The sequence below is a fragment of the Streptomyces albipurpureus genome (assembly GCF_023701525.1).
In the GTDB taxonomy this organism is placed as follows: Bacteria; Actinomycetota; Actinomycetes; order Streptomycetales; family Streptomycetaceae; genus Streptomyces; species Streptomyces albipurpureus.
In genome coordinates this window covers 1-20,397 of record NZ_JAMQAW010000075.1, presented here as the reverse complement: position 1 = coordinate 20,397, position 20,397 = coordinate 1, and the positions used below count along the sequence as shown (strand labels likewise).

Here is a 20,397-nt window from a genome sequence, read left to right as displayed (position 1 = left end):
GCCATGTACGAGCTGTCCCGCGTTCGCCTCTACTCCATCGGGCCCGCCGGTGCGCGCTACGCCGACACCGTGCTGGATCTACGCGGAGTGGGTGCGCCGGTACCCCATCCCGCCCCTGCCCAGGCGGAGTTCTTCGAGGAAGAGCCCGTCGGCCCGCCCCGCCGCCCCGCCCCCGCCGGAGTCCTCTTCCTGGAGAACGGCGGCGGGAAGTCGGTCCTGCTCAAACTGATCTTCTCGGTGATGCTGCCGGGCCACCGCAACACCCTGGGCGGCGCCAGCTCCGGTGTACTGCGCAAATTCCTCCTCGCCGACGACTGCGGCCATGTCGCCCTGGAGTGGCAGCACACCCTCACCGGCGAACTGATCGTCGTCGGCAAGGTCAGCGAGTGGCGCGGGCGCCAGGTCTCCAACGACCCGCGCAAGTTCGCCGAAGCCTGGTACTCCTTCCGCCCCGGCCCCGGCCTCAGCCTTGACTCACTCCCGGTCGCCGAATCCACCGCGATGCGCCCCTCGACCGATGGTGCATCCGGTGCCCGTGGCCGTCGCCGCACGATGAAGGGCTTCCGGGACGCCATCACCGAAGCCGGCAAGGTGTATCCGCATCTCGAAGTCTCCTGGGAGGAGATCCACGACCGCTGGAACGAGCATCTCGGTGATCTCGGCCTCGACCCCGAACTGTTCCGCTACCAGCGTGAGATGAACGCGGACGAAGGCGAGGCGGCGGGACTCTTCGCCGTCAAGAAGGACTCCGACTTCACCGATCTCCTGCTGCGCGCGGTCACCGACACCCGGGACACCGACGGTCTCGCCGACCTCGTCAGCAGCTTTGGCAACAAGCTCGGCCGACGTGCCGAACTCACCGCCGAACGCGACTTCACCGCGGGTTCCGTCGATCTGCTCGGCCGGATCGTGGAAGCCGCCGAAGCACGTAGCCGCGCCCGAGAGATCCACACCGGCTCCGAGCGACGTACGCGCACCCTCGCCCGCCGGCTCTCCGCCCGCGCCGTGGTGGAGCGCACCCGCACCACCGACCTCGCCGCGCAGGTCACCGCCGCAGCGCACACCGTCACCGAGGCCGAGCAGCGGCGCGGCCGAAGCTCGCTCATCGCCGCCGAGCTGGCCTACCGCCACGCATCGCTCGCCCTGGCCGTCGCGGAGAAGGGCGCCGCCGCCCAACGCCGCGAACTCAGCGACGCCCGCACCCTGCACTTGGCCTGGCAGGCCACCGAGGCTGTCCTACGACACCGGGCCGCCGCCGACCGCAGCGCCAGGGTCGCCGCCGCGATCCAAGACGCCGAGCGCGATGCGGCCCCCGCCCTCGCAGCCCGGGCCAGAGCCGCCGCTGACCTCGTCCGCGCGCTCCACTCGGCAGCGGAAAGCGGTGAGCAACTCGCTGGTGAGCAGGAAGAACGCTCCGCCGCCCTCCAAGAGATGGGGGAAGCCGCGCACCGGGACGCGACCGCCGCGGCCACCGAGACCCAGCGCGCCCGTAGCGAGATCGGCCATCTACGCCAACGCCTGACCGAGGTCGAACAGGAGACAGCCGAAGCGGTACGGGCCGGCTGGCTCGACGACACGGCTCCGGACGCCGACCCGGCCAGGGCGGCACTGGCCGCGAATGACGCCGAGAAGGCGGCCGTCGCCGCCTGGGACGCCGCCCGCGAAGCCGGACAGGCAACCGCCGACCGGGCGAAGGAAACCGCGGCGACCGAGGCCCGGGCCGAGTTGGCCGCGGCACGCGCGGCCGACGCGGCCCGGGCGGCCGAGCACACCTACGAGGCAGAACGTCGCGCCGCGGCCTCCATCGCCGAAGACCATCGGCTGGCCGAGCTGCTGAGCCTGCCGGCGCCGGTGGCCACACCTGTGCCGTCGCCCCGCAAGGGCACCGTCGCGGCCGACGCCCGCAAGCCGGGCGCGGTGCACGCGAGAGTCGACGGCCCCCCGGCGCTGCCCGACGCCTCCGCGGACGGGCCGACCCCAGCGGTCGACAGACAGGGGCCGACCGCCGCGGACACGGCTACGGGCGCCCGATCCGGCACCGGGACAGAGCCTTCCGATGCATCATCCGCCGTGGCAGCGGACACCGCCCACCGCGATCCCGTCACCCCTGAATCGGCCCAAGCCGCTCCAGAAGGGGCCACGGACGGCTCCTCCGGGCCCCGCACCCGACCAGATGAACCCACGGCTGGACAGCACGGCGCAGCCGACCCGGACCCCTGCCCCGAGGAGGACGCGCTCGACGAACCCGCGCCATCCACCCACGCCGGCCCCCCGCGCGCGGTCCATATGTCGACAGACGCCCCAACCGGCAGCGCCGACACCTCAACCGCCGCCGCCGAGGACGTCTCCGAGTACCCCCCGGCGGCCGAGACCCCCATCCACACCGGGCGAGAGCGCAAGCGACACCGCTCCGAAACGGTTGGCCACCCCGCACCGCGCCCTGCCGCAAGCCCGCTCTCCGCAGAGGAACTGGACCGCTACGCGGAAGAGCTGCGTGAGCTCCTCGACCAACAGGTCACCTCCGCCGAGCGCCAGCTCTTCGAACTGCGGACCGTCGCCGCCGACGACGCACGCATCCTGGGAGCCCTCGGCGACGGCGGCCTGCTGCCCCCCAGCCCCGATGTCCTCGCCACCGTGGAATACCTGGGTGAGCACGGCATCCCCGCGCTCCCCGGATGGCGCTACCTCGCCCAGGCGGTCGACCCCGTGGACCACGCGGCCGTGCTGAGCGCTCGGCCCGAGTTGGTCGACGGAGTCGTCATCACCGACCCCGCGTCACATGACCGAGCTCGTGAGGCACTCACCGGCGCCGCACTGCTACCCCGCTCGGCCGTGGCCGTCGGCACCGCCGCCGCGCTGCTCGCACCCGTACCAGCGCCCGGCACCGACGACCACCCGGCCGCGACCAGCGTCTTTCTCGTCCCGCCTAACCCAGCCATGCACGATGAGCAGGCCGCCGACGAAGAACGGCAGACCCTCAGGGCACGCGCGGCGGCCCGTGATGACGAGATCCGAACCCTGGCGGCCCGCCTCGCGGGTGATCGTTCGATTGCCGCGCGCCTTGCCTCCTGGCGCGCTGACTGCCCTCCCGGAATGCTCGCCGAGCTCGCCCGCGCCGCTCAGACCGCCCGCGAGTTCGCTGAGGAAGCGCAGGCAGAGCTGACCGAGGCCCGTACGGTACGCGCGGAGGTCGACGACGCCGCGGCCGACGCCGCCCGCGTCCGCGAGGAGCGCCAGGAAGCGGCCCAGCGCGCCCGCCGTGCGGCTGACGCGCTGGCCGGACTGGCCTACCGTCTGCGGGAACGGGCCGGCTGGCAGGTCAAGCTGCGCGAACTGGCCGATGAAGCCGCCGAATCCGAAGCCCGCGCCACGGTCTGCCTGGAGCGGGCGAAGGCCGCCGACGAGGATCGCCGGGCGGCCCAGCGAGCGGGCGACGACGCCCGCCGGACGGCCCGGGCCCTGCGAGCCGAGCGCGCCGAAATCGCGGGCGCGCCCGAGAGCCTCCCGCAGCCCGACCCCAACGCCCCCCGGGCCGCGCTGCCCGAGCTCCGCGAGGCCTATCGCACGGCTTCACAGCTGTACGAGAAGGTCGGCGTCGGCGCGGACCTCCGTGCCGAGCAGGCCCGCGCCGAAAGCGATGAGAGCGCCTCCCTCACCGACCTCGATCGGCTGAGCAACAAGGTCCGCACCAGGGCCGCCCAGTTGCTGGAGGGCACCGACGGCGCTGACGGACCATCCCGCCAGGCGGCTGCGGCACGCGCGGAGTCGCTGGTGCAGATGTTGGAGACACGCGCTTCGGAAGCCAGCGAGAAACTGGGGAGGCTGCGCGGTGAAGCCGAGCGGCTGGCCCCGGCCGACGCCGAGTCCCACACCCGTCTCCCCGATGAACTCGTTCCCGCCGACGCCGCGCAGGCACAGACCCTCCTGCGCAGCGCCACCGGCGAACTCGCCCTGGGCACCGATGCTCTGGCGACGGCTCGCGACACCCACACCGGTCTGCTCCAGGCCCATCGGGCCGCCGAGGACGCCGCTGGCGGCTTCGAGGAGACCGCAGCGCTCCTGCGCGACCTGCTGCGAGACCGCGATGACGAGGAGTCGGCGGCCGAGACCGTCGAGTCCTATCCCGGCAGTCTTCCCGAGGCCCGGCAGTCCGCCGCTGAGGCCCGTCGTTCGCTACGCGGCTGCGCAGCGGAACTATCCGCGGCCGAAGCCGCCGTACGCGAGGCGAGCGATGTGCTGGTGCGCCACGCCAACTCCACCCGCTACGAGCAGGTGCGCACCCCCGCCCGCCAGCAGATCCGCGAACTGCCCGCTGCCGCACTGCCCGAGCACGCGGCGAAGTGGGCCGAGGCGTTCGCCCCTCGGCTGCGCGTACTCACCGATGAGCTCCAGCAACTGGATCGCAACCGTGACACCATCGTGGACCGGCTGCGCGGGCTGGTGGAGTCCGCACTGGCGACGCTCCGCTCAGCCCAACGCCTGTCCAGACTGCCCGAGGGGCTGGGGGAGTGGTCGGGCCAGGAATTCCTCCGCATCCGCTTTGAGGAGCCCGATCATGCGACGTTGGCCGAGCGCCTGGGCGAAGTGATCGACGAGGCGACGCGTACCGCGGTGCGGAAGAACTCCACGGCCGCGTACGGCGAAGGCCGGAGGGACGGCATGTCACTGCTGCTCCGGGGGGTTCAAGCGGCGCTGCAACCGAAGGGCATCGCCGTGGAGATCCTTAAACCGGACGCGGTGCTGCGGGCCGAGCGAGTCCCCGTCGGACAGATGGGTGATGTCTTCTCCGGAGGTCAGCTCCTCACCGCCGCCATCGCCCTGTACTGCACGATGGCGGCTCTGCGCAGCAATGACCGAGGACGGGACCGCCATCGCCATGCGGGCACCCTCTTCCTCGACAACCCCATCGGCCGGGCCAACGCCACCTATCTCCTAGAGCTCCAGCGGGCGGTCTCCGACGCCCTGGGAGTTCAGCTGCTCTATACGACAGGGCTGTTCGATACGACCGCGCTCGCGGAGTTCCCCCTGGTGATTCGGCTTCGCAATGACGCCGACCTTCGAGCCGGGCTGAAGTACATCAGCGTCGAGGAGCATCTGCGCCCTGGTCTGCCGCAACAGGACCCCTCGGACGAGAGCGTGCACGGAGAGATCACCGCCACGCGTATGTTCCGCCGCAGCTCCGCCACCGCCGACCAGTCGGCGCCCGCCTCGTCCACCAGGAAGTAGCGAGCCACGGCTCATGGGCGGACGGGCGGAGGCAGTACACCGCGCGCCGGCTCAATGGGACGGCTGAACCTGCCCTGCCGGTCAGCCGCGGTCAGGGAAGGTCTCCAGCTGTCCTGACACACTCGCCAGGACGTAGAAGCTGTTCACTGCCGCCGTGGCCCCTTCGACGGGGTTGCCTTGGCCAACTCCGGGGCACATCCGGTGACGCGGTGCGTTGGGTGGTGCGGTCTGCTCGGTGACATGGACATACGGGCCGAAGCAGCGATGGAGAACATCTGGCGAGGACAGCTGGCTCGGCATGGCGGATGAACCGTACGGCCGAGCGCGCACGGCCAGGCCAACCGCGAGCACGGGAGCGATCACGGATCTGTTCTTCTCTGTTCCTCGCGGGGCGACGAGCCTGCGTCAGACGGATTCTGCGGGCGCGCCACGCTGTGGCCGTCAGGGGCCTGCTCTACGAAGCCCTTGTGGCGCACCGGGTGTCCCCGCCGGACCGAGGCCACCGCTGGAGGAGCCCTCGGGCCACCTTCACCGCTGGCAGAGCAGGGCACCAGAGCCTCGGAGCACCGGGTGCCAGTGCGGCCAGGGGCCCATGGCCGACCCCGCGGCCGCACCGCTCGCGGTGCTCTTCCCGCCAGCTCAGGCGCTCTGGCGTCGGCCTTCCACCAGCGCGAACCCTGGCTCCCTCCGCGTACCGTCCGTCGCTCAGGCCCGGGAGAGTCTCAGGTCCGGGAGAGTCTCAGGCCCGGGAGAGTCGCCCGGGCCCCCGTCGCCGTATACGAGCGCCCTGACGAGCCTCTGCTCGTGCCACCCGCCGCGCCCGGCGGCGCTCACGCCGCAACTGCCGTGCGCTGCTGCTCGGCTCCGACATCACGCCATTGCGTTGGTTCCACACCTGGCGGGTCACCCACACATCGAGCACCCCCCAGGTCGCCACCACCGTGCTGGCGACGCTGCTGAGCACCATCGGAAAGGCTAGCCACGAGCCTGCCAAGGTGGAGAGAAAGGCGACCATCGCCTGAATCAGGGTCAGCGCCACGATGAGCACCGCCCGGACCGCGGCTGTGCGCACCGGATCGGCCATCCGTCTGCGTGTTGTCGGCTCTTCTACCCAGAGCTGCCGCGGTATCGGAGTAGGGCCTGTTGCCCATCGCTCGCCGCGGCGCTCATCCGTATCCATGGTTGTACTCACTCCCCACGCCCCCCATGTCTGTCCGGCTTCAGGGTGGCTGCCCGATTTTCACGCCTTTACTCGTCTTTACTCCAGCCTTGCATCTTCCCTGCGCCCCCTCCGGCAAACGGAGCGGGATGGTCCAGTGAAGGAGGGCGGTCGGGTAAACCGCCCGCGACCCACCGGACTTGGCGAGGGGGCTGGGCATCACCTGGGCCGGACAGCCCCACGACTCCGCACAACCCCCGTATGTCATGACGAATGACGAGCCCGGATGATTCCCTAGCACTGGCCCAAGAGCGAACAATTCCAGCCATCTACCGCTGTCCAGAAGGTGACGTACCCCTGGCCGCAGCACGACACGCCGGGAATGCCAACTCCTTGAATACCGGGACAACCTGCGATCGATTCGCCCCCCGTAGGCCGAAAATCGTCCGGACGCGTCTTCGAGTTGTCTGTGTGGCAGTAGTAGGCTCACGCCGTTTGTTGACGGAACTTGGCCCAGACCGGGCGAGGTTGAGCAGGGGGAGGCCATGCGCTTTCGCGGGAAGTCCATCCGCCGGAAGATCGTGGCGTTGATGCTGGTGCCGCTTATTTCTCTCACTGCTTTGTGGGGATTTGCCACGGTACTGACTGGTCAGGAAGCCAGCGAGCTTCTCAAGGCCAGCTCTGTCGCCGAGGAGATCGGCGAACCGGTAGCCGATGCGCTCCACGACATCCAAGAAGAACGACGCCAGACGCTGATCTATCTCGCCGACCGCCGGGCGTCCGGAGCGCTGCCCGCGCTGCGTGAGACGCGCGTGGCCACCGACCGGGCGGTCGCGCGTATCACCAGGAATGCCGCGAAGCCCGATGTCCGCGACGATCTGCGCTCGGACACCGAGCGCAAGCTGACTTCCCTCATGGAGGGCCTCGACGGCCTCATCGCCCTGCGGCGCTCCGTGGAGTCGGCTGCCGTCTCGCGCGGTGAGGCACTGGAGTTCTACAACCGCATCGTCGACCCCGGCTTCGGCTTCCTCACCACCCTCCAGGCCCTGCACGACGAGGAGATGGAACGCCAGGGCCGAGGCCTCGTCGGTCTCTCCCGCGCGATGGAACTGCTCTCCCGCGAGGACGCCCTGATCGCCTCCGCCCTGGCCACCGGCAAGGTCAGCTCCAAGGAGGTCCGCCAGCTCTCCGACTTCGTCGCCAACCGCGAGCTGTACTACGAGCTCAATCTGGAGGCCATGCCCGCCAAGGAGCGGGCGGTGTACCTACAGCTCTGGCGCAGCCCCGAGACCAAACCCCTGCGCGACGCCGAGGAACGCCTCATCGAAGAGGGATCGGTCAGGGACGCGAGCGAGGCCGAGGCCAAGGAGTGGCAGTCGGCGGCGACCCCGGTCCTCGACGAGCTGCGGGAGACCGCGAAGGCCTCGGGCGAGCGCTACCAGGACCGCGTCGCCCCCGCCGCGTACAACGTCTTCATCCTCGCTGGCGTCGCCGGCGTGGTCGGTTTCCTCGCGCTGCTGGTGTCGATCGTCGTCTCCGTACGCATCGGTAGCGCGCTCATCCGCGACCTGACCCGGCTACGCAAGGAGGCCCATGAGGTCTCCGGGGTCAGACTGCCCAGCGTGATGCGTCGACTCGCCGGCGGCGAGACCGTCGATGTGGAGACCGAAGCACCGCGCCTGGAGTACGACAAGGACGAGATCGGCCAGGCGGGCCAGGCGCTCAACACCCTTCAGCGCGCCGCCGTCGAAGCCGCCGTCCGGCAGGCCGATATGCGCCGCGGGGTCTCCGAGGTCTTCGTCAATCTCGCCCGCCGCAATCAGGTGCTCCTCCACCGGCAGCTCACCCTCCTCGATGCGATGGAGCGCCGCACCGAGGACACCGACGAGCTCGCCGACCTCTTCCGTCTCGACCACCTCACCACCAGGATGCGGCGACATGCCGAGGGGCTGGTGATCCTCTCCGGCGCGGCCCCCTCCAGGCAGTGGCGCAAGCCGATCCAGCTGATGGACATCGTGCGGGCCGCGGTCGCCGAGGTCGAGGACTACGAGCGCATCGAAGTGCGTAGGCTGCCGCGCATCGGTGTCGGTGGCCCGGCCGTCGCCGACCTCACCCACCTCATAGCCGAACTGCTGGAGAACGCCACGGTCTTCTCGCCGCCGCACACGGCCGTGCAGGTGCATGGCGAGCGCGTCGCCAACGGCTTCACTCTGGAAATCCATGACCGGGGCCTCGGCATGGCCCCTGAACTCCTCCTCGACGCCAATCTGCGCCTCGCGGAGACACCCGAGTTCGAACTCTCGGACACCGACCGCCTCGGTCTCTTCGTCGTCAGCCGCCTTGCGCAACGCCAGAACGTCAGGGTCTCGCTCCAGCCGTCTCCCTACGGAGGAACGACGGCGATCGTCTTCATTCCCGCCGCCTTGCTCACCGACGCACCAGAGACCCGGGGCGTGGGCTTCCGCCTCGACCGAAAGAGCGATGCGCAGGCGGGCCGACGCGGCGGCGACGGCAAACTGACGGCGCTCTCCGCGCTCTCCGGCCCCGGCCGCAGGAACCTGCCCGCGCTCTTCGACGGCCAGGCCGACCTTGAGGGCGCCGCCGATCTGGGTCCGTTGGGGACACACCACGGGGGCAACGTCCGTGGCGATGGACTCGTGGGAGCCGGTGGTGGCCATGACTCCCGCGATCCCTTCGCTGGCTTCCCCAACCTCAGTGAATCCGACCGCAGCGAATCCGAGGTCGGCGATTTTGGTGACAACGGGGGCGACAACAGCGGTATGTTCCGCCCACGCGCTCGTGGCTCCCGTCGAGCCATCTCCGACGAACAGCACCAACAGGCGCTGGACCCGGCGCCGGAACGGACTTCAGAAACCGTGCCGCTGCCGCGTCGTAAACCGCCCACCCTCGTGACCGACCACGGCCGCAGAGTGGACGACCAGGGCCGGACCCACCCGGCCGCCACATCCGCACGCGCCGAGGAACCCCTGCGCGCGTACCGAACCGACACCTCCCACCCCGGGGCCCAAGGGACGTCACCCGCGCGGATCGACGGTCTGCCCCGCCGGGTGCGCCAGGCGAGTCTCGCCCCCCAACTCAGGGAGAACGCCGCTGCCGAACGGACCCCGGCCAGGGAGACGGCACGGGAAGTCGAACGCGACGCGGAAGAAGTACGCAACCGCATGGCTTCCATGCAACGAGGCTGGCAGCGGGGCCGCCTCAGAAACGCACACGGGGTGGACGGCGCCGCCCAGGCCGGCGGCAACAGCCCCGGTCAGACAGCACCACGAACGACATCAGAGGGGGACGGTCGATGACCGCACCGCATACCGCAGCGAACGCCTCAGGCGCCCGCCCGGTCACGAGAGGATCGGGCGAACTCAACTGGCTGCTCGACGAACTGGTGGACCGAGTCGGCAGTATCCACAAGGCCCTGGTGCTCTCCAGCGACGGACTGGCCACCGGCACCTCCCGTGAGCTGACCCGGGAGGACAGCGAACATCTCGCCGCCGTCGCTTCCGGATTCCACAGCCTCGCCAAGGGGGTCGGGCGGCACTTCGACGCGGGTCAGGTCCGCCAGACCGTCGTTGAACTGGACGAGGCCTTTCTCTTTGTCACCGCTGCCGGCGACGGCAGCTGCCTTGCCGTACTCGCCGACGCCGATTCGGATGTGGGCCAGGTGGCGTACGAGATGACGCTCATGGTCAAGCGGGTTGGAGTCCACCTCGCCACCGCGCCACGGACCGGTCACGCCCCCGGCGGGTGAGGGTTTGGCATGAGTGAATCGACTCATCACGCCCAGCACCCGCACCATTTCTTCGATGCTGATGCCGGCCCGGTCGTTCGCCCCTACGCGATGACCCGTGGTCGAACGAGCAGTGTGAACCAGCACCGGATGGATCTCATCGCCCTGGTCGTCACGGAGCCGGCGGCCGATCATCCTGGCCGGGATCAGTCACTCTCACCCGAGCATGTCGAAATCGTTGAACTCTGCGGTCAAGCACCGCAGTCGATCGCCGAACTCGCGGCCGCTCTGGATCTTCCCGTTGGGGTGGTCCGGGTCCTGGTCGGCGATCTCGTCGAGGACGAGCTGGTCCATGTAACCCGTCCCGTTCCGCCGGCCGAACTGCCGGATGTGAGTATTCTCCGCGAGGTGATTGATGGTCTTCGGGCGCTCTAGCAGCCGACGACCCGTCGAACCCGTGACCCTCAAGATTCTGGTCGCGGGTGGATTTGGCGTCGGTAAGACGACCCTGGTGGGGGCAGTCAGTGAGATCAAGCCCCTGCGCACTGAGGAGACCCTCAGTGAAGTGGGCCGTCCGGTCGACAACACGGCGGGAGTGGAGAACAAGACAACAACCACGGTCGCCATGGACTTCGGACGCATCACCCTCCGCGACGACCTGGTGCTCTATCTCTTCGGCACCCCCGGCCAGGACCGCTTCTGGTTCCTCTGGGACGAACTCGCGCAGGGCGCGCTCGGCGCGGTGGTGCTGGCCGACACCCGTCGCCTGGAGGACTCCTTCGCGGCGGTCGACTACTTCGAGCGCCGCGGTATCCCCTTCACCGTGGCCGTGAACTGCTTCGAGGGAGCCGACCGCTTCCCCGCCGAGAGCGTCCGGGGAGCACTCGACCTGGACTCCGAGGTGCCGCTGCTCCTGTGTGACGCACGTGAGCGCGAGTCGGCCAAGATGGTGCTGGTGTCCGTGGTGGAACACGCCTTGGCCCGCGTAGGCGGACAGCGTCCCCACGTCACCACCTAGACCGACGCGGCTCCTTGCGACGACATGGCCCGTACTCCCACCGAACCGGGGTACGGGCCATGCGGTCGACGGTTCCGGCGCGAGTCACCACCGCATGGACCCTGCCGAAGCCGGCGGCCCAGCCCCAGCAGTCGCCGCCCGCGATGGCGACGGCGGAGAAAGGCGGTTCACGGCCCTGCGCCGGGACGGGCCAACCCGTGCGGACCGTGACCCTGCGCGGGGACGGGCGTACCAGGGGCGGAGGGCGTACCAGCCATCAGTTTCCGTTCCCGCCCACGGCGCACCAATCGATCGATTACAGTCCGCGAGGTGCCTAACGACTCCTTCTGTGGCAATTGCGGAGCACCGTACGGTTCCCGCACCGACTGGCCCCGCACCTGTTCGGCGTGCGGATCCACCGCATACCGCAATCCGCTTCCGGTCGCCGTTGCCCTCCAGCCCGTACGCGACAAGGACGGCACGGGGTTGGTCGTCATCACCCGCGCCATCGAACCGGCCCTGGGCGGAGTCGCCCTACCAGGTGGCTTTATCGACTTCGGTGAAGCGTGGCAGCACGCGGTCATCCGAGAACTGAAGGAAGAGACCGGCATCGAAGCCGCCGCCAGCGAAGTCCGCCTCGCGGACGCGATGAGCGCGCCCGCCGGCCATCTGCTGCTCTTCGGTGTGCTGCCCATCCGTCAGCACACCGAACTGCCACCGATGGCGGCTACGGACGAGACATCGGACCGACAGTTGCTGCGCACCCCGACGGAGCTCGCCTTCCCGCTGCACACCATCGCGGTACGCAGATGGTTCATGGGCCGCTACGAATGAGTGGCACCCGGTCCTGCCAGCTCGGCTGAGGCATTGGCCAGCTCACCGAGCAGCCCCGCTACGATCCGGCACCCAGCCCGCGCACCCGTACCGGTCGCCTGGGCGGCCCCGCTCCATCTCCCCTGATCTGCTTCACCCTCACCTGGCCATCGACCAGTCGGGTCGTGTACCGCTCGACTTCGGCCCGTCCCCACCCGTCACCACTGCCCGACGCCACCACACCGCCCCCCTTACGCCCGGCTGCCGGAGCCCACACCTCCAACTCCGTCGCCCCGTCCGCGCCCCGCACCGGCACCACCGAGCCGCCCCGCGCCAGCACGGGAATCCGGGACAGCGGAGCATCCACCACCACCTGACCCGGCCCCTGGTAGGCCCGCCCCGTCGCCGTGTCATACCAACGGCCTCGCGGCAGACTTACCGGCCGGCGCTCGACCCCCGCGTCCAGAACCGGCGCCACCAGCAGCGCGTCCCCCAGCAAAAACGCGTCCTCACACGCACGCAACGCCCTGTCCTTCGGGTAGCCCCACCACAACGGGCGGACATAGGGGGCTCCGGTCAGTCGCGCCTGCTGGGCCAGCGTCACGAAGTAGGGGCGCAGCCGCTCCCGCTCCACGAGCGCCTCCCGCGCGTGCTCCAGGACGAACGGCCCGAACTCCCATGGCTCCCCAGGTCCCGCGGCCATCGTCGCGCGGGTGCGAAACAGCGGCAGATACGCACCGAGCTGGAACCAACGCAGATAGAGCTCGGCCGATGGAACCCCATCGAACCCACCCACATCAGGACCGGAGTAAGGCACCCCACACAGCCCCAGGCCCATGACGAGGGACAGCGAGGCCCGCAGTCCCGGCCAACCCGTCGAGACATCACCGGACCAGGTCCCGCCGTATCTCTGCAGCCCCGCCCAGCCCGAGCGGGAGAAGAGGAACGGGCGTTCATCGGGCCGCAGCCGTCGCAGCCCCTCATAGCCCGCTCGCGCCATCGCCAGGCCGTACACGTTGTGGGCCTCACGATGATCACCGCTACGCCCCTCCAACGCGTGCCGGGCCGACCGCGGCCAGGCGTTGCCACCGAACGGCGTACCGGAGAACGGTTCACTCACGTCATGCCACACCCCCGAGAACCCCTGCGCCAACCGCTCCTCGTACAACGCCCCCCACCAGCTCCGCACCCGCGGATCAGTGAAGTCCGGATAGACGCACTCACCCGGCCGGGCCGCACCCCGTACCTCGCCGCCACGCGCGTCCCCTACGAACGCCCCCACCGCCACCCCACTGTCGTAGACCGGATACCCCGGCTCCACCTTCACCGCCGCACCGACGGCCGAGACCAGCCGCACCCCGTCCCGGCCCAGCTCCCTCGCCAGTGCCGGCAGATCAGGAAACCGCTTCCGGTCGACGGTGAAGACCCGGTGCCCGTCATAGTGATCAACATCGAGATGCAGCGCGGAAAGCGGCAACCCGCGCTCCCGATAGCCCGCCACGATCCGCCGCACGTCCCGCTCGCCGGTGGCGCCCCGGGGTCCGTGCTGCAACCCCAGCGCCCAGGAAGGCGGCGCGGCGGGCGCCCCCGTCAACCGGGCCCAACGGGCCAACACCCGGGCCGGCGTCCCCACCACCACCCAGCAGCGCAACGGGCCGCCGTCCATCCGGATCTCGACGCTCCCGAGCCGGTCATGGCCCGAACCCGCACCCTCCGCACCCTCGCGCAGCACGACTCTCCCACCCCAGGAATTGTCATGGAACGCAAGGTGCGTGCCCGCATCCGCGACCACCAACTGAACGGGCATCGTGATCGAGAGCGGGTCATCACCGGGACCGAGGGAACCTTCAGGATCGGTGTTCCACAGACCGTACGTCCCATCCCGCAGCCGCGGTCCCGACGACCGGCCGCCCAGACCGAAGAAGCGCGCGTCCGCCGCCACCTCGGACCGCACCATCCACCGAGCCGGCCCGCCGGCCGCCGACTCCCACCAGCGAGGCGGAAGATCCCGGCGCAGCACCACCCCACCAGGCGTACGCATCTCCACCGCGCCCATCCGCGACACCTGCACCATCACCCGCTCGGACACCACACGCCAACCGCCGTCCTTGTCCGGCTCCAAGGTCGCCCGCTGATCCGGCTCCGGCGGAGCACCCGCCAACGCGTACGACGGTTCGGGGCCCGCCCCGTCCCAGCCCCAGAAGACCGCGCCGCCCGCCACCACACAGATCCGCAGCTCAGAACGGGCGAACCGGATGACCCCACCACCCGCGAGAGGCTCCGCGCCCACCAGCGCTCCCGGCACCCTGGCCCGTTGCACAGCCCGCGGCGGCAGCTCCCGAGAGTCCAACCGGCGGTGCCGCCATGCCGACAGCAGCGCACGCACTCCCCGGGGCGTCGTCAGATTCCGCACCCCGCGCACCAGTCCCCGACACTCCATACACCTCACCCTGCCACCGGCCCGGCATATGCGCGGAGCTGTTTCGCCCCGGTTCACCCGCACAAATACACCCAGCGAGAGCACAAAGGACCCCGCCGGCCCCGAACGCGTCCCTCCTCCGCGCCTGGCGGAGAGCGCCCTGGTGCGAGGGACGATCACATGGCATCGTCCTGTCAACCGAGTCACGCGCGCGCGTACCCGGACCACGACTGGACACCGACCGGCACCCCCCACCGCGCACAGCCCCCGGGAGCGGAACCCCATGACCTCAGCAGCGAACCCCACGCCCCTGTGGCAACCGGATCCCCACCGGATCGCCACCGCGCGCATCACCCGCTTCCAGGCATGGGCGGCCGACCACCACGGAGCCCCCGCTGAGGGGGGCTACCCAGCCCTGCACCGCTGGTCCGTGGATGAGCTGGAGAGCTTCTGGCGAGCCCTCGCCGAATGGTCCGACGTCCGCTTCGCCACCCCCTACGAGACGGTCCTCGCCGACCCGGCGATGCCCGGCGCCCGGTGGTTTCCCGGCGCCACGCTCAACTACGCCGAGCACGCCCTGCGGGCAGCCGACGAACGCCCCGCCGACCCGGCGCTCCTCTACGTCGACGAGACCCAGGAACAGACCCCCGTCAGTTGGGCCGAACTCCGCCGCCAGGTAGGTGCCGTCGCCGCTGAACTCCGCGCCATCGGGGTCCGCCCCGGCGATCGCGTCAGCGGCTACCTGCCCAACATCCCCCAGGCCGTCACCGCGCTCCTCGCCACCGCGGCCGTCGGTGGTGTCTGGACCTCCTGCGCCCCCGACTTCGGCGCCCGCAGCGTCCTGGACCGCTTCCAGCAGGTGGAACCCGTAGTCCTCTTCACCGTTGACGGCTACCGCTACGGCGGCAAGGAGCACGACCGCACCGACACGGTCGCCGAACTGCGCGGGGAACTGCCCACCGTGCGCGCCGTCATCAACATCCCGCTGCTCGGCAAGGACACCCCCGAAGGCGCTCTCAACTGGTCCGACATCACGGCCAACACCGTCGAGCCCCTCTTCGAGCAGGTTCCCTTCGACCATCCCCTCTGGATCCTCTACTCCTCGGGCACCACCGGGCTGCCCAAGGCCATCGTCCACTCACAGGGCGGCATCCTGCTGGAGCACCTCAAGCAGCTCGCCCTCCACTGCGACCTCGGCCCGGAAGACCGCTTCTTCTGGTACACCTCCACCGGCTGGATGATGTGGAACTTCCTCGTCTCCGGCCTTCTCACCGGCACCACGGTCGTCCTCTACGACGGCAGCCCCGGCTACCCCGAGACCGGAGCCCAATGGGGCATCGCCGAGCGCACCGGAGCCACCTTCTTCGGTACGTCTGCCGCCTATGTGATGGCCTGTGGCAAGGCCGAGGTCCACCCCGCGCGCGATCACGACCTCTCCCGCATCGCCTGCGTCGCCACCACCGGATCGCCGCTCCCACCCGACGGTTTCCGCTGGATCCGGGACGAGGTCGGCCATGGCATCTGGATCGCGTCGGTCAGCGGCGGCACCGATGTCTGCAGCTGCTTCGCGGGAGCGGTACCCACCCTCCCGGTGTACATCGGAGAGATCCAGGCCCCCTGCCTCGGCACCGACCTCCAGTCCTGGGACCCCCACGGCAAGCCGCTGATCGGCGAGGTCGGCGAGTTGGTGGTCACCAAAGCCATGCCGTCGATGCCCATCCGGTTCTGGAACGACCCCGACGGCAGCCGCTACCGCGACAGCTACTTCGAGATGTTCCCCGGGGTCTGGCGCCACGGCGACTGGATCACCATCACCGAGCGGGGATCCGTGGTCATCCACGGCCGCTCCGACTCCACCCTGAACCGACAGGGCGTACGCATGGGCTCAGCGGACATCTACGAAGCCGTCGAGCGGCTGCCGGAGATCCGGGAATCCCTCGTCATCGGTCTGGAGGAGCCCAACGGTGGCTACTGGATGCCCCTCTTCGTCCACCTCGCCGACGGCGCGACCCTCGATGCCGCTCTGTGCGACCGGATCAAGCGCACGATCCGCGAGGAGCTCTCCCCTCGACACATCCCTGACGAGATCATCGAGATCCCCGCAGTCCCGCACACCCTCACCGGCAAGCGCCTCGAAGTCCCGGTGAAGCGCCTCCTCCAGGGCATCGCCCTGGCCAAGGCGGTCAACCCCGGCTCCGTCGACAACGCCGAACTGCTCTCGTTCTACGCAGAACTCGGGCGGACCAGAAAGGCATGAAGGCTCCCCTGCGATCCCGCCGCCGCACAGGCTCCGGCGACGCGACGAAACAGCGGGCAAGGCAGTCCGGCAGGTCCTCAGCCGCGGGTACGAGGACCGATGTCAGTGGCGCCCTCTACGGTGAGTCATCAGTAGTGACAGACCGCAGGGGGAGAAATGGCGTACGACAACACATCCGGCAGCCGCACCGAACGCACCACCAGAAGGCGTCGCGGCCGTGGCGGCCACCCACGCCGCACCGGCGACCGCCCTCGGAACAAGACATCGCCACGGCGCGCCCTGCGTCAGGAGACCGTCAGCACCATCGGTGTGCTGGCCGACGCTTCGGATTTCGCGGCCATGCGCCGATATCGCACCTTCGCCTTCGACGATCACACTGACTACCTTCGCCAGCTCCAGGTCCTGCTGCGATCCCTGGCATCCCGCCATCTGCACACCACCGTCGTCCTCTTCGACCCGGACGACTTCAGCGCGTTCTGCTCCGAGGAGGGAATCGACCCCGACTCCCCACTCAGCCGCAGTCGCTACACGGCTGACGCCGCGGGGCGATTCGGCACCCTCCCCTATAGCGGAGAGGCACTGGACAGTCTGGTGCCCCAGCTGATCGAACGATCCGTCCGCGAGGCCACCTGGCAGTACGCGACCAAGCTCCTCGCCGATATCGGAGAGTGCGCTGACTGCGGGCAGGACATCGGCCGAGCGGCCTTTGAAAAGGCGTCCCGGATGCTGGGCCGCCTGCTCGAAGGAGCCGGTCCCGGCAGTCACCACCTGGTATGCAGCGTCCCCGCCCCCAGCGAACAACTCTTCGCCTCACTTCACGCAGCCAGCACCGAGGACTCCCCGCCGCACGCCATGGAGCTCGACACGTCCGACGGGGCGGAATTCGTGAGCGTCCTCGCCACCGGAATCGCCCTGGGCACCGCAGGAGGACTGGTCCTGCGCACCAGGAGTCCGGAGGCACCCGACCACCTCCACGGTTGGCGACTGCACCAGGGCCGTCTGCTTCCGCTCACCGAGGCCGAGGTCTTCAGCGCCTACTGCACCGATACGGAGACGGGCGATCCGCTCCCACCCGAGCCGGGCGTCGAGTACCGCGCCGGCTTCGGCATCACCATCGACGATCCGGAGACCCACCACTAGGGGGTGCCGGAGGGGCCCCGCCGTGGCAGGGCCCCTCCGGGATGGAGCGCGCTCTACTCGCCGGAGAGCACTGTCCGCGCGGCGGTGCGTGCCTCATCGGCCGTGTCGGTGGCGCGGGCCGCGGCCGCGGCCCGCTCACATTGAGCCACTGTGTACTTCGCCAGTGTCGCCCGTACATAGGGAATGGCCGCCGCACTCATCGACAGTGATGTCACACCCAGCCCTGTCAACACACAGGCAAGCAGGGGATCGGACGCTGCCTCACCACAGACCCCACAGCTCTTCCCTTCGGCCTTGGCCGCCTCCGCCGACAACGCCACCAGATCGAGCAGCGCCGGCTGCCACGGATCCTGCCACCGGGATACGGCACCGACCTGCCGGTCGGCCGCGAAGGTGTACTGCGCCAGATCATTGGTGCCGAGTGAGAGGAACTCGACCTCCTGGAGAAGGGAGCGCGCCCGTAGCGCGGCGGACGGGATCTCCACCATCACGCCGTACTTCGCTCGCAGCCCCGCCGTACGGCACGCTTCCGCGAAGGCCCGCGCGTCGGTGCGGTCCGCGACCATCGGTGCCATGACCTCAAGATGCACCGGCAGCCCCTCGGCTGCCTTTGCCAGCGCGCTCAGCTGGGTCTGGAGCACCTCGGGGTGGTCCAGCAGACTCCGCAGACCTCGCACACCCAAGGCCGGGTTCGGCTCGTCGACCGGCGTCAGGAAGTCAAGCGGTTTGTCCGCGCCCGCGTCCAGTACCCGCACGACCACCCGCCCCTCCGGGAAAGCTGTCAGCACCTGGCGGTAGGCCTCGACCTGCTTCTCCTCCGAAGGAGCCTGCTTGCTGTCGTCCAGAAAGAGGAACTCGGTACGGAACAGACCGATGCCTTCCGCACCTGCCTCCAGAGCCGCCGGCACATCCCCGGGACCACCGACATTGGCCAGCAACGGCACCTTGTGCCCGTCCGACGTCGTACCCGGCCCACTGGAAGTCGACAGCGCCGCCTTCCGCTCGGCAGCGGCGCGCTCAAGAGCAGCCCGCTTCTCGTCGCTCGGCTCGACGAAGACCTCACCGGTGCTGCCGTCGACGGCGATCAACGTTCCCTCGGCCAACTCTCCGGCACCGGGAAGCGCCACCACGGCGGGAACGCCGAGAGCCCGCGCCAGAATCGCGCTATGGCTCGTCGGCCCGCCCTCCTCGGTCACAAAGCCGAGCACCAAGGTGGGGTCGAGCAGAGCCGTGTCCGCCGGCGCGAGGTCGCGGGCGATCAGCACATAGGGCTCGTCGCTGTCCGGTACGCCAGGCATCGGCACTCCCAGCAGCCGCGCCACGATGCGATTGCGTACGTCATCCAGGTCGGCGACCCGCCCCGCCAGATACTCCCCTGCCCCTGCGAGGAGGGCACGGTACGAAGCGAACGCGTCATAGACCGCGCGCTCGGCCGTACTGCCCACGGCGATGCGGCGTTCGACATCCGCCATGAGCTCGGGGTCCTGCGCCATCATGGCCTGGGCTTCCAGGACCGCCTGCGCCTCGCCGCCGGCGAGGTTTCCCCGGGCGATCAGATCAGCGGACACAGCTTCCACACTCTGGCGGGCACGGCCCTGTTCCCGCCCGGTGTCCTGCGCCGGGTTCTGCTTCGCGGGCGGTTCCAGCACCGCCGTGCCCATGTGTCGGACCTCGCCGATCGCCACGCCGTGGCTCACACCGACGCCTCGCAGAGTTGTCTCCATGTCACCCGTCTCCGATTGAGCGACGACTTGCGCCGCCGTACTGGATGCTGCCCCGCCGCTACTGCCACCCGAACAGTTCGTCCCCCGCCTTCACATCGCCCTTCTCCCGGACGTTGGTCAGCGAGTCGGCGGTGGCTTCGAGAGCCACGATCGGGCAGATGGGGGACTTACCGGCCTCCTCCACGGCGACCGGGTTCCAGCGCACCATCTCCTGCCCCCGGCTCACCGTGTCACCCTTGTTGACGAGCAGTTCAAAGCCCTCGCCATTGAGCTGGACGGTGTCGATGCCCAGATGCGTCAGTACGCCGTGCCCTTCGCCATCCACGACGACATAGGCGTGCGGATGCAGGGACACCACAACGCCGTCGACCGGAGCCAGGGCCACCGAAGGCTCACGCACGGGGTCTACGGCCGTACCCGGGCCGACCATCGCACCGGAGAACACCGGGTCCGGTACCGCCGTGAGTCCGATGACAAGTCCGGCAATCGGGGACGTCACTGTGGTCATGGGGCCTCCCAGAGGCGGAGATTCGGTTGAACGCCGTCACTGCCCGTATCAGACGACGTACTGTTCAGCAGCGTATGTCATGCGAAGTCCTAGTTCAGACTGATAGCTAGTGTTTGGTGGCGTAGGTGGTACCTCGGAGGCGATTTGCCTCCGCCTCTCAGTGCCAGGTAGTGTCGTACCCCTGCCTGGCCCCAACATGACATTGCGTCTGAGGTCGGCGGCGACTTACCAACCTGAGACCCAAACCGGCCCGGTGTTTTGCATGTCTGCGGAGCGTCGGTCGGGAAGCCGGAAAAGGGCTGGTAAAGTTCGGATCAGCCGAAAGGCAAAAGCCCTTCCAATCAGGTGTTGGATTGAATTCGAAGTCCGGAAACGGAATGAGAAAACGGTCTGGTAAGGTTGGAAACGC

The 20,397-nt window shown here is 69.5% G+C and carries 13 protein-coding genes; 8 read left to right on the top strand and 5 right to left on the bottom strand.

The features are described 5' to 3' along the window. Positions 1-3: 3 nt before the first annotated feature. On the top strand, positions 4-5,226 hold the full coding sequence (locus NBG84_RS35060; RefSeq protein WP_250923737.1) for a hypothetical protein: 5,223 nt from the start codon (positions 4-6) through the stop codon (positions 5,224-5,226). Between the two features lie 81 nt (positions 5,227-5,307). Here NBG84_RS35060 and NBG84_RS35055 read toward each other — a convergent pair whose 3' ends face one another. Both NBG84_RS35055 and NBG84_RS35050 read right to left on the bottom strand, forming a co-directional pair. Next, on the bottom strand, positions 5,308-5,526 hold the full coding sequence (locus NBG84_RS35055) for a hypothetical protein (protein WP_250923736.1): 219 nt from the start codon (positions 5,524-5,526) through the stop codon (positions 5,308-5,310). Positions 5,527-5,965: 439 nt separating this feature from the next. Further along, a complete protein-coding gene (locus NBG84_RS35050) occupies positions 5,966-6,406 on the bottom strand; it encodes a hypothetical protein (protein ID WP_250923735.1) in 441 nt (146 codons plus the stop codon). A gap of 524 nt (positions 6,407-6,930) precedes the next feature. On the opposite strand from NBG84_RS35050, the gene NBG84_RS35045 reads away from it, so the two are divergent. The 5 genes from NBG84_RS35045 (at position 6,931) to NBG84_RS35025 (ending at position 11,961) form a co-directional block, all read left to right on the top strand. Continuing rightward, the gene (locus tag NBG84_RS35045; RefSeq protein WP_250923734.1) at positions 6,931-9,702 is read left to right on the top strand and encodes a sensor histidine kinase; all 2,772 of its coding nucleotides are present in this window, start codon (positions 6,931-6,933) and stop codon (positions 9,700-9,702) included. Beyond that, positions 9,699-10,151, top strand: coding sequence for a roadblock/LC7 domain-containing protein (locus NBG84_RS35040; protein WP_250923733.1), 453 nt, complete (start codon positions 9,699-9,701; stop codon positions 10,149-10,151). The genes NBG84_RS35045 and NBG84_RS35040 overlap by 4 nt, the downstream gene beginning before the upstream one ends. A 9-nt stretch (positions 10,152-10,160) precedes the next feature. Beyond that, positions 10,161-10,565 (top strand): DUF742 domain-containing protein, encoded by a 405-nt coding sequence (locus NBG84_RS35035; protein ID WP_250923732.1) that lies wholly within the window; start codon positions 10,161-10,163, stop codon positions 10,563-10,565. Then, entirely contained in the window at positions 10,546-11,148 is a 603-nt protein-coding gene (locus NBG84_RS35030) for a GTP-binding protein (protein ID WP_250923731.1), read from the top strand. The genes NBG84_RS35035 and NBG84_RS35030 overlap by 20 nt, the downstream gene beginning before the upstream one ends. A gap of 309 nt (positions 11,149-11,457) precedes the next feature. Then, positions 11,458-11,961, top strand: a complete 504-nt coding sequence (locus NBG84_RS35025) for an NUDIX domain-containing protein (protein WP_250923730.1) — start codon at positions 11,458-11,460, stop codon at positions 11,959-11,961. A 58-nt stretch (positions 11,962-12,019) separates the two neighbouring features. On the opposite strand, the gene NBG84_RS35020 is transcribed toward NBG84_RS35025, so the two are convergent. Then, positions 12,020-14,380: a glycoside hydrolase family 31 protein gene (locus tag NBG84_RS35020; protein WP_250923729.1), complete on the bottom strand. Its 2,361-nt coding sequence runs from the start codon at positions 14,378-14,380 to the stop codon at positions 12,020-12,022. 262 nt (positions 14,381-14,642) lie between these two features. Between NBG84_RS35020 and NBG84_RS35015 the strand changes: the two genes are divergently transcribed. Together NBG84_RS35015 and NBG84_RS35010 are read left to right on the top strand one after the other, a co-directional pair. After that, positions 14,643-16,616 (top strand): acetoacetate--CoA ligase, encoded by a 1,974-nt coding sequence (locus tag NBG84_RS35015; RefSeq protein ID WP_250923728.1) that lies wholly within the window; start codon positions 14,643-14,645, stop codon positions 16,614-16,616. A 156-nt stretch (positions 16,617-16,772) separates the two neighbouring features. After that, positions 16,773-17,756: a hypothetical protein gene (locus NBG84_RS35010; protein WP_250923727.1), complete on the top strand. Its 984-nt coding sequence runs from the start codon at positions 16,773-16,775 to the stop codon at positions 17,754-17,756. Positions 17,757-17,809: 53 nt separating this feature from the next. On the opposite strand, the gene ptsP is transcribed toward NBG84_RS35010, so the two are convergent. Together ptsP and NBG84_RS35000 are read right to left on the bottom strand one after the other, a co-directional pair. Beyond that, positions 17,810-19,480, bottom strand: a complete 1,671-nt coding sequence (ptsP, locus tag NBG84_RS35005; protein ID WP_250923726.1) for a phosphoenolpyruvate--protein phosphotransferase — start codon at positions 19,478-19,480, stop codon at positions 17,810-17,812. A gap of 58 nt (positions 19,481-19,538) precedes the next feature. Further along, complete coding sequence (locus NBG84_RS35000; RefSeq protein WP_250923725.1) at positions 19,539-19,988, bottom strand: PTS sugar transporter subunit IIA; 450 nt, start codon at positions 19,986-19,988, stop codon at positions 19,539-19,541. Positions 19,989-20,397 lie beyond the last annotated feature (409 nt).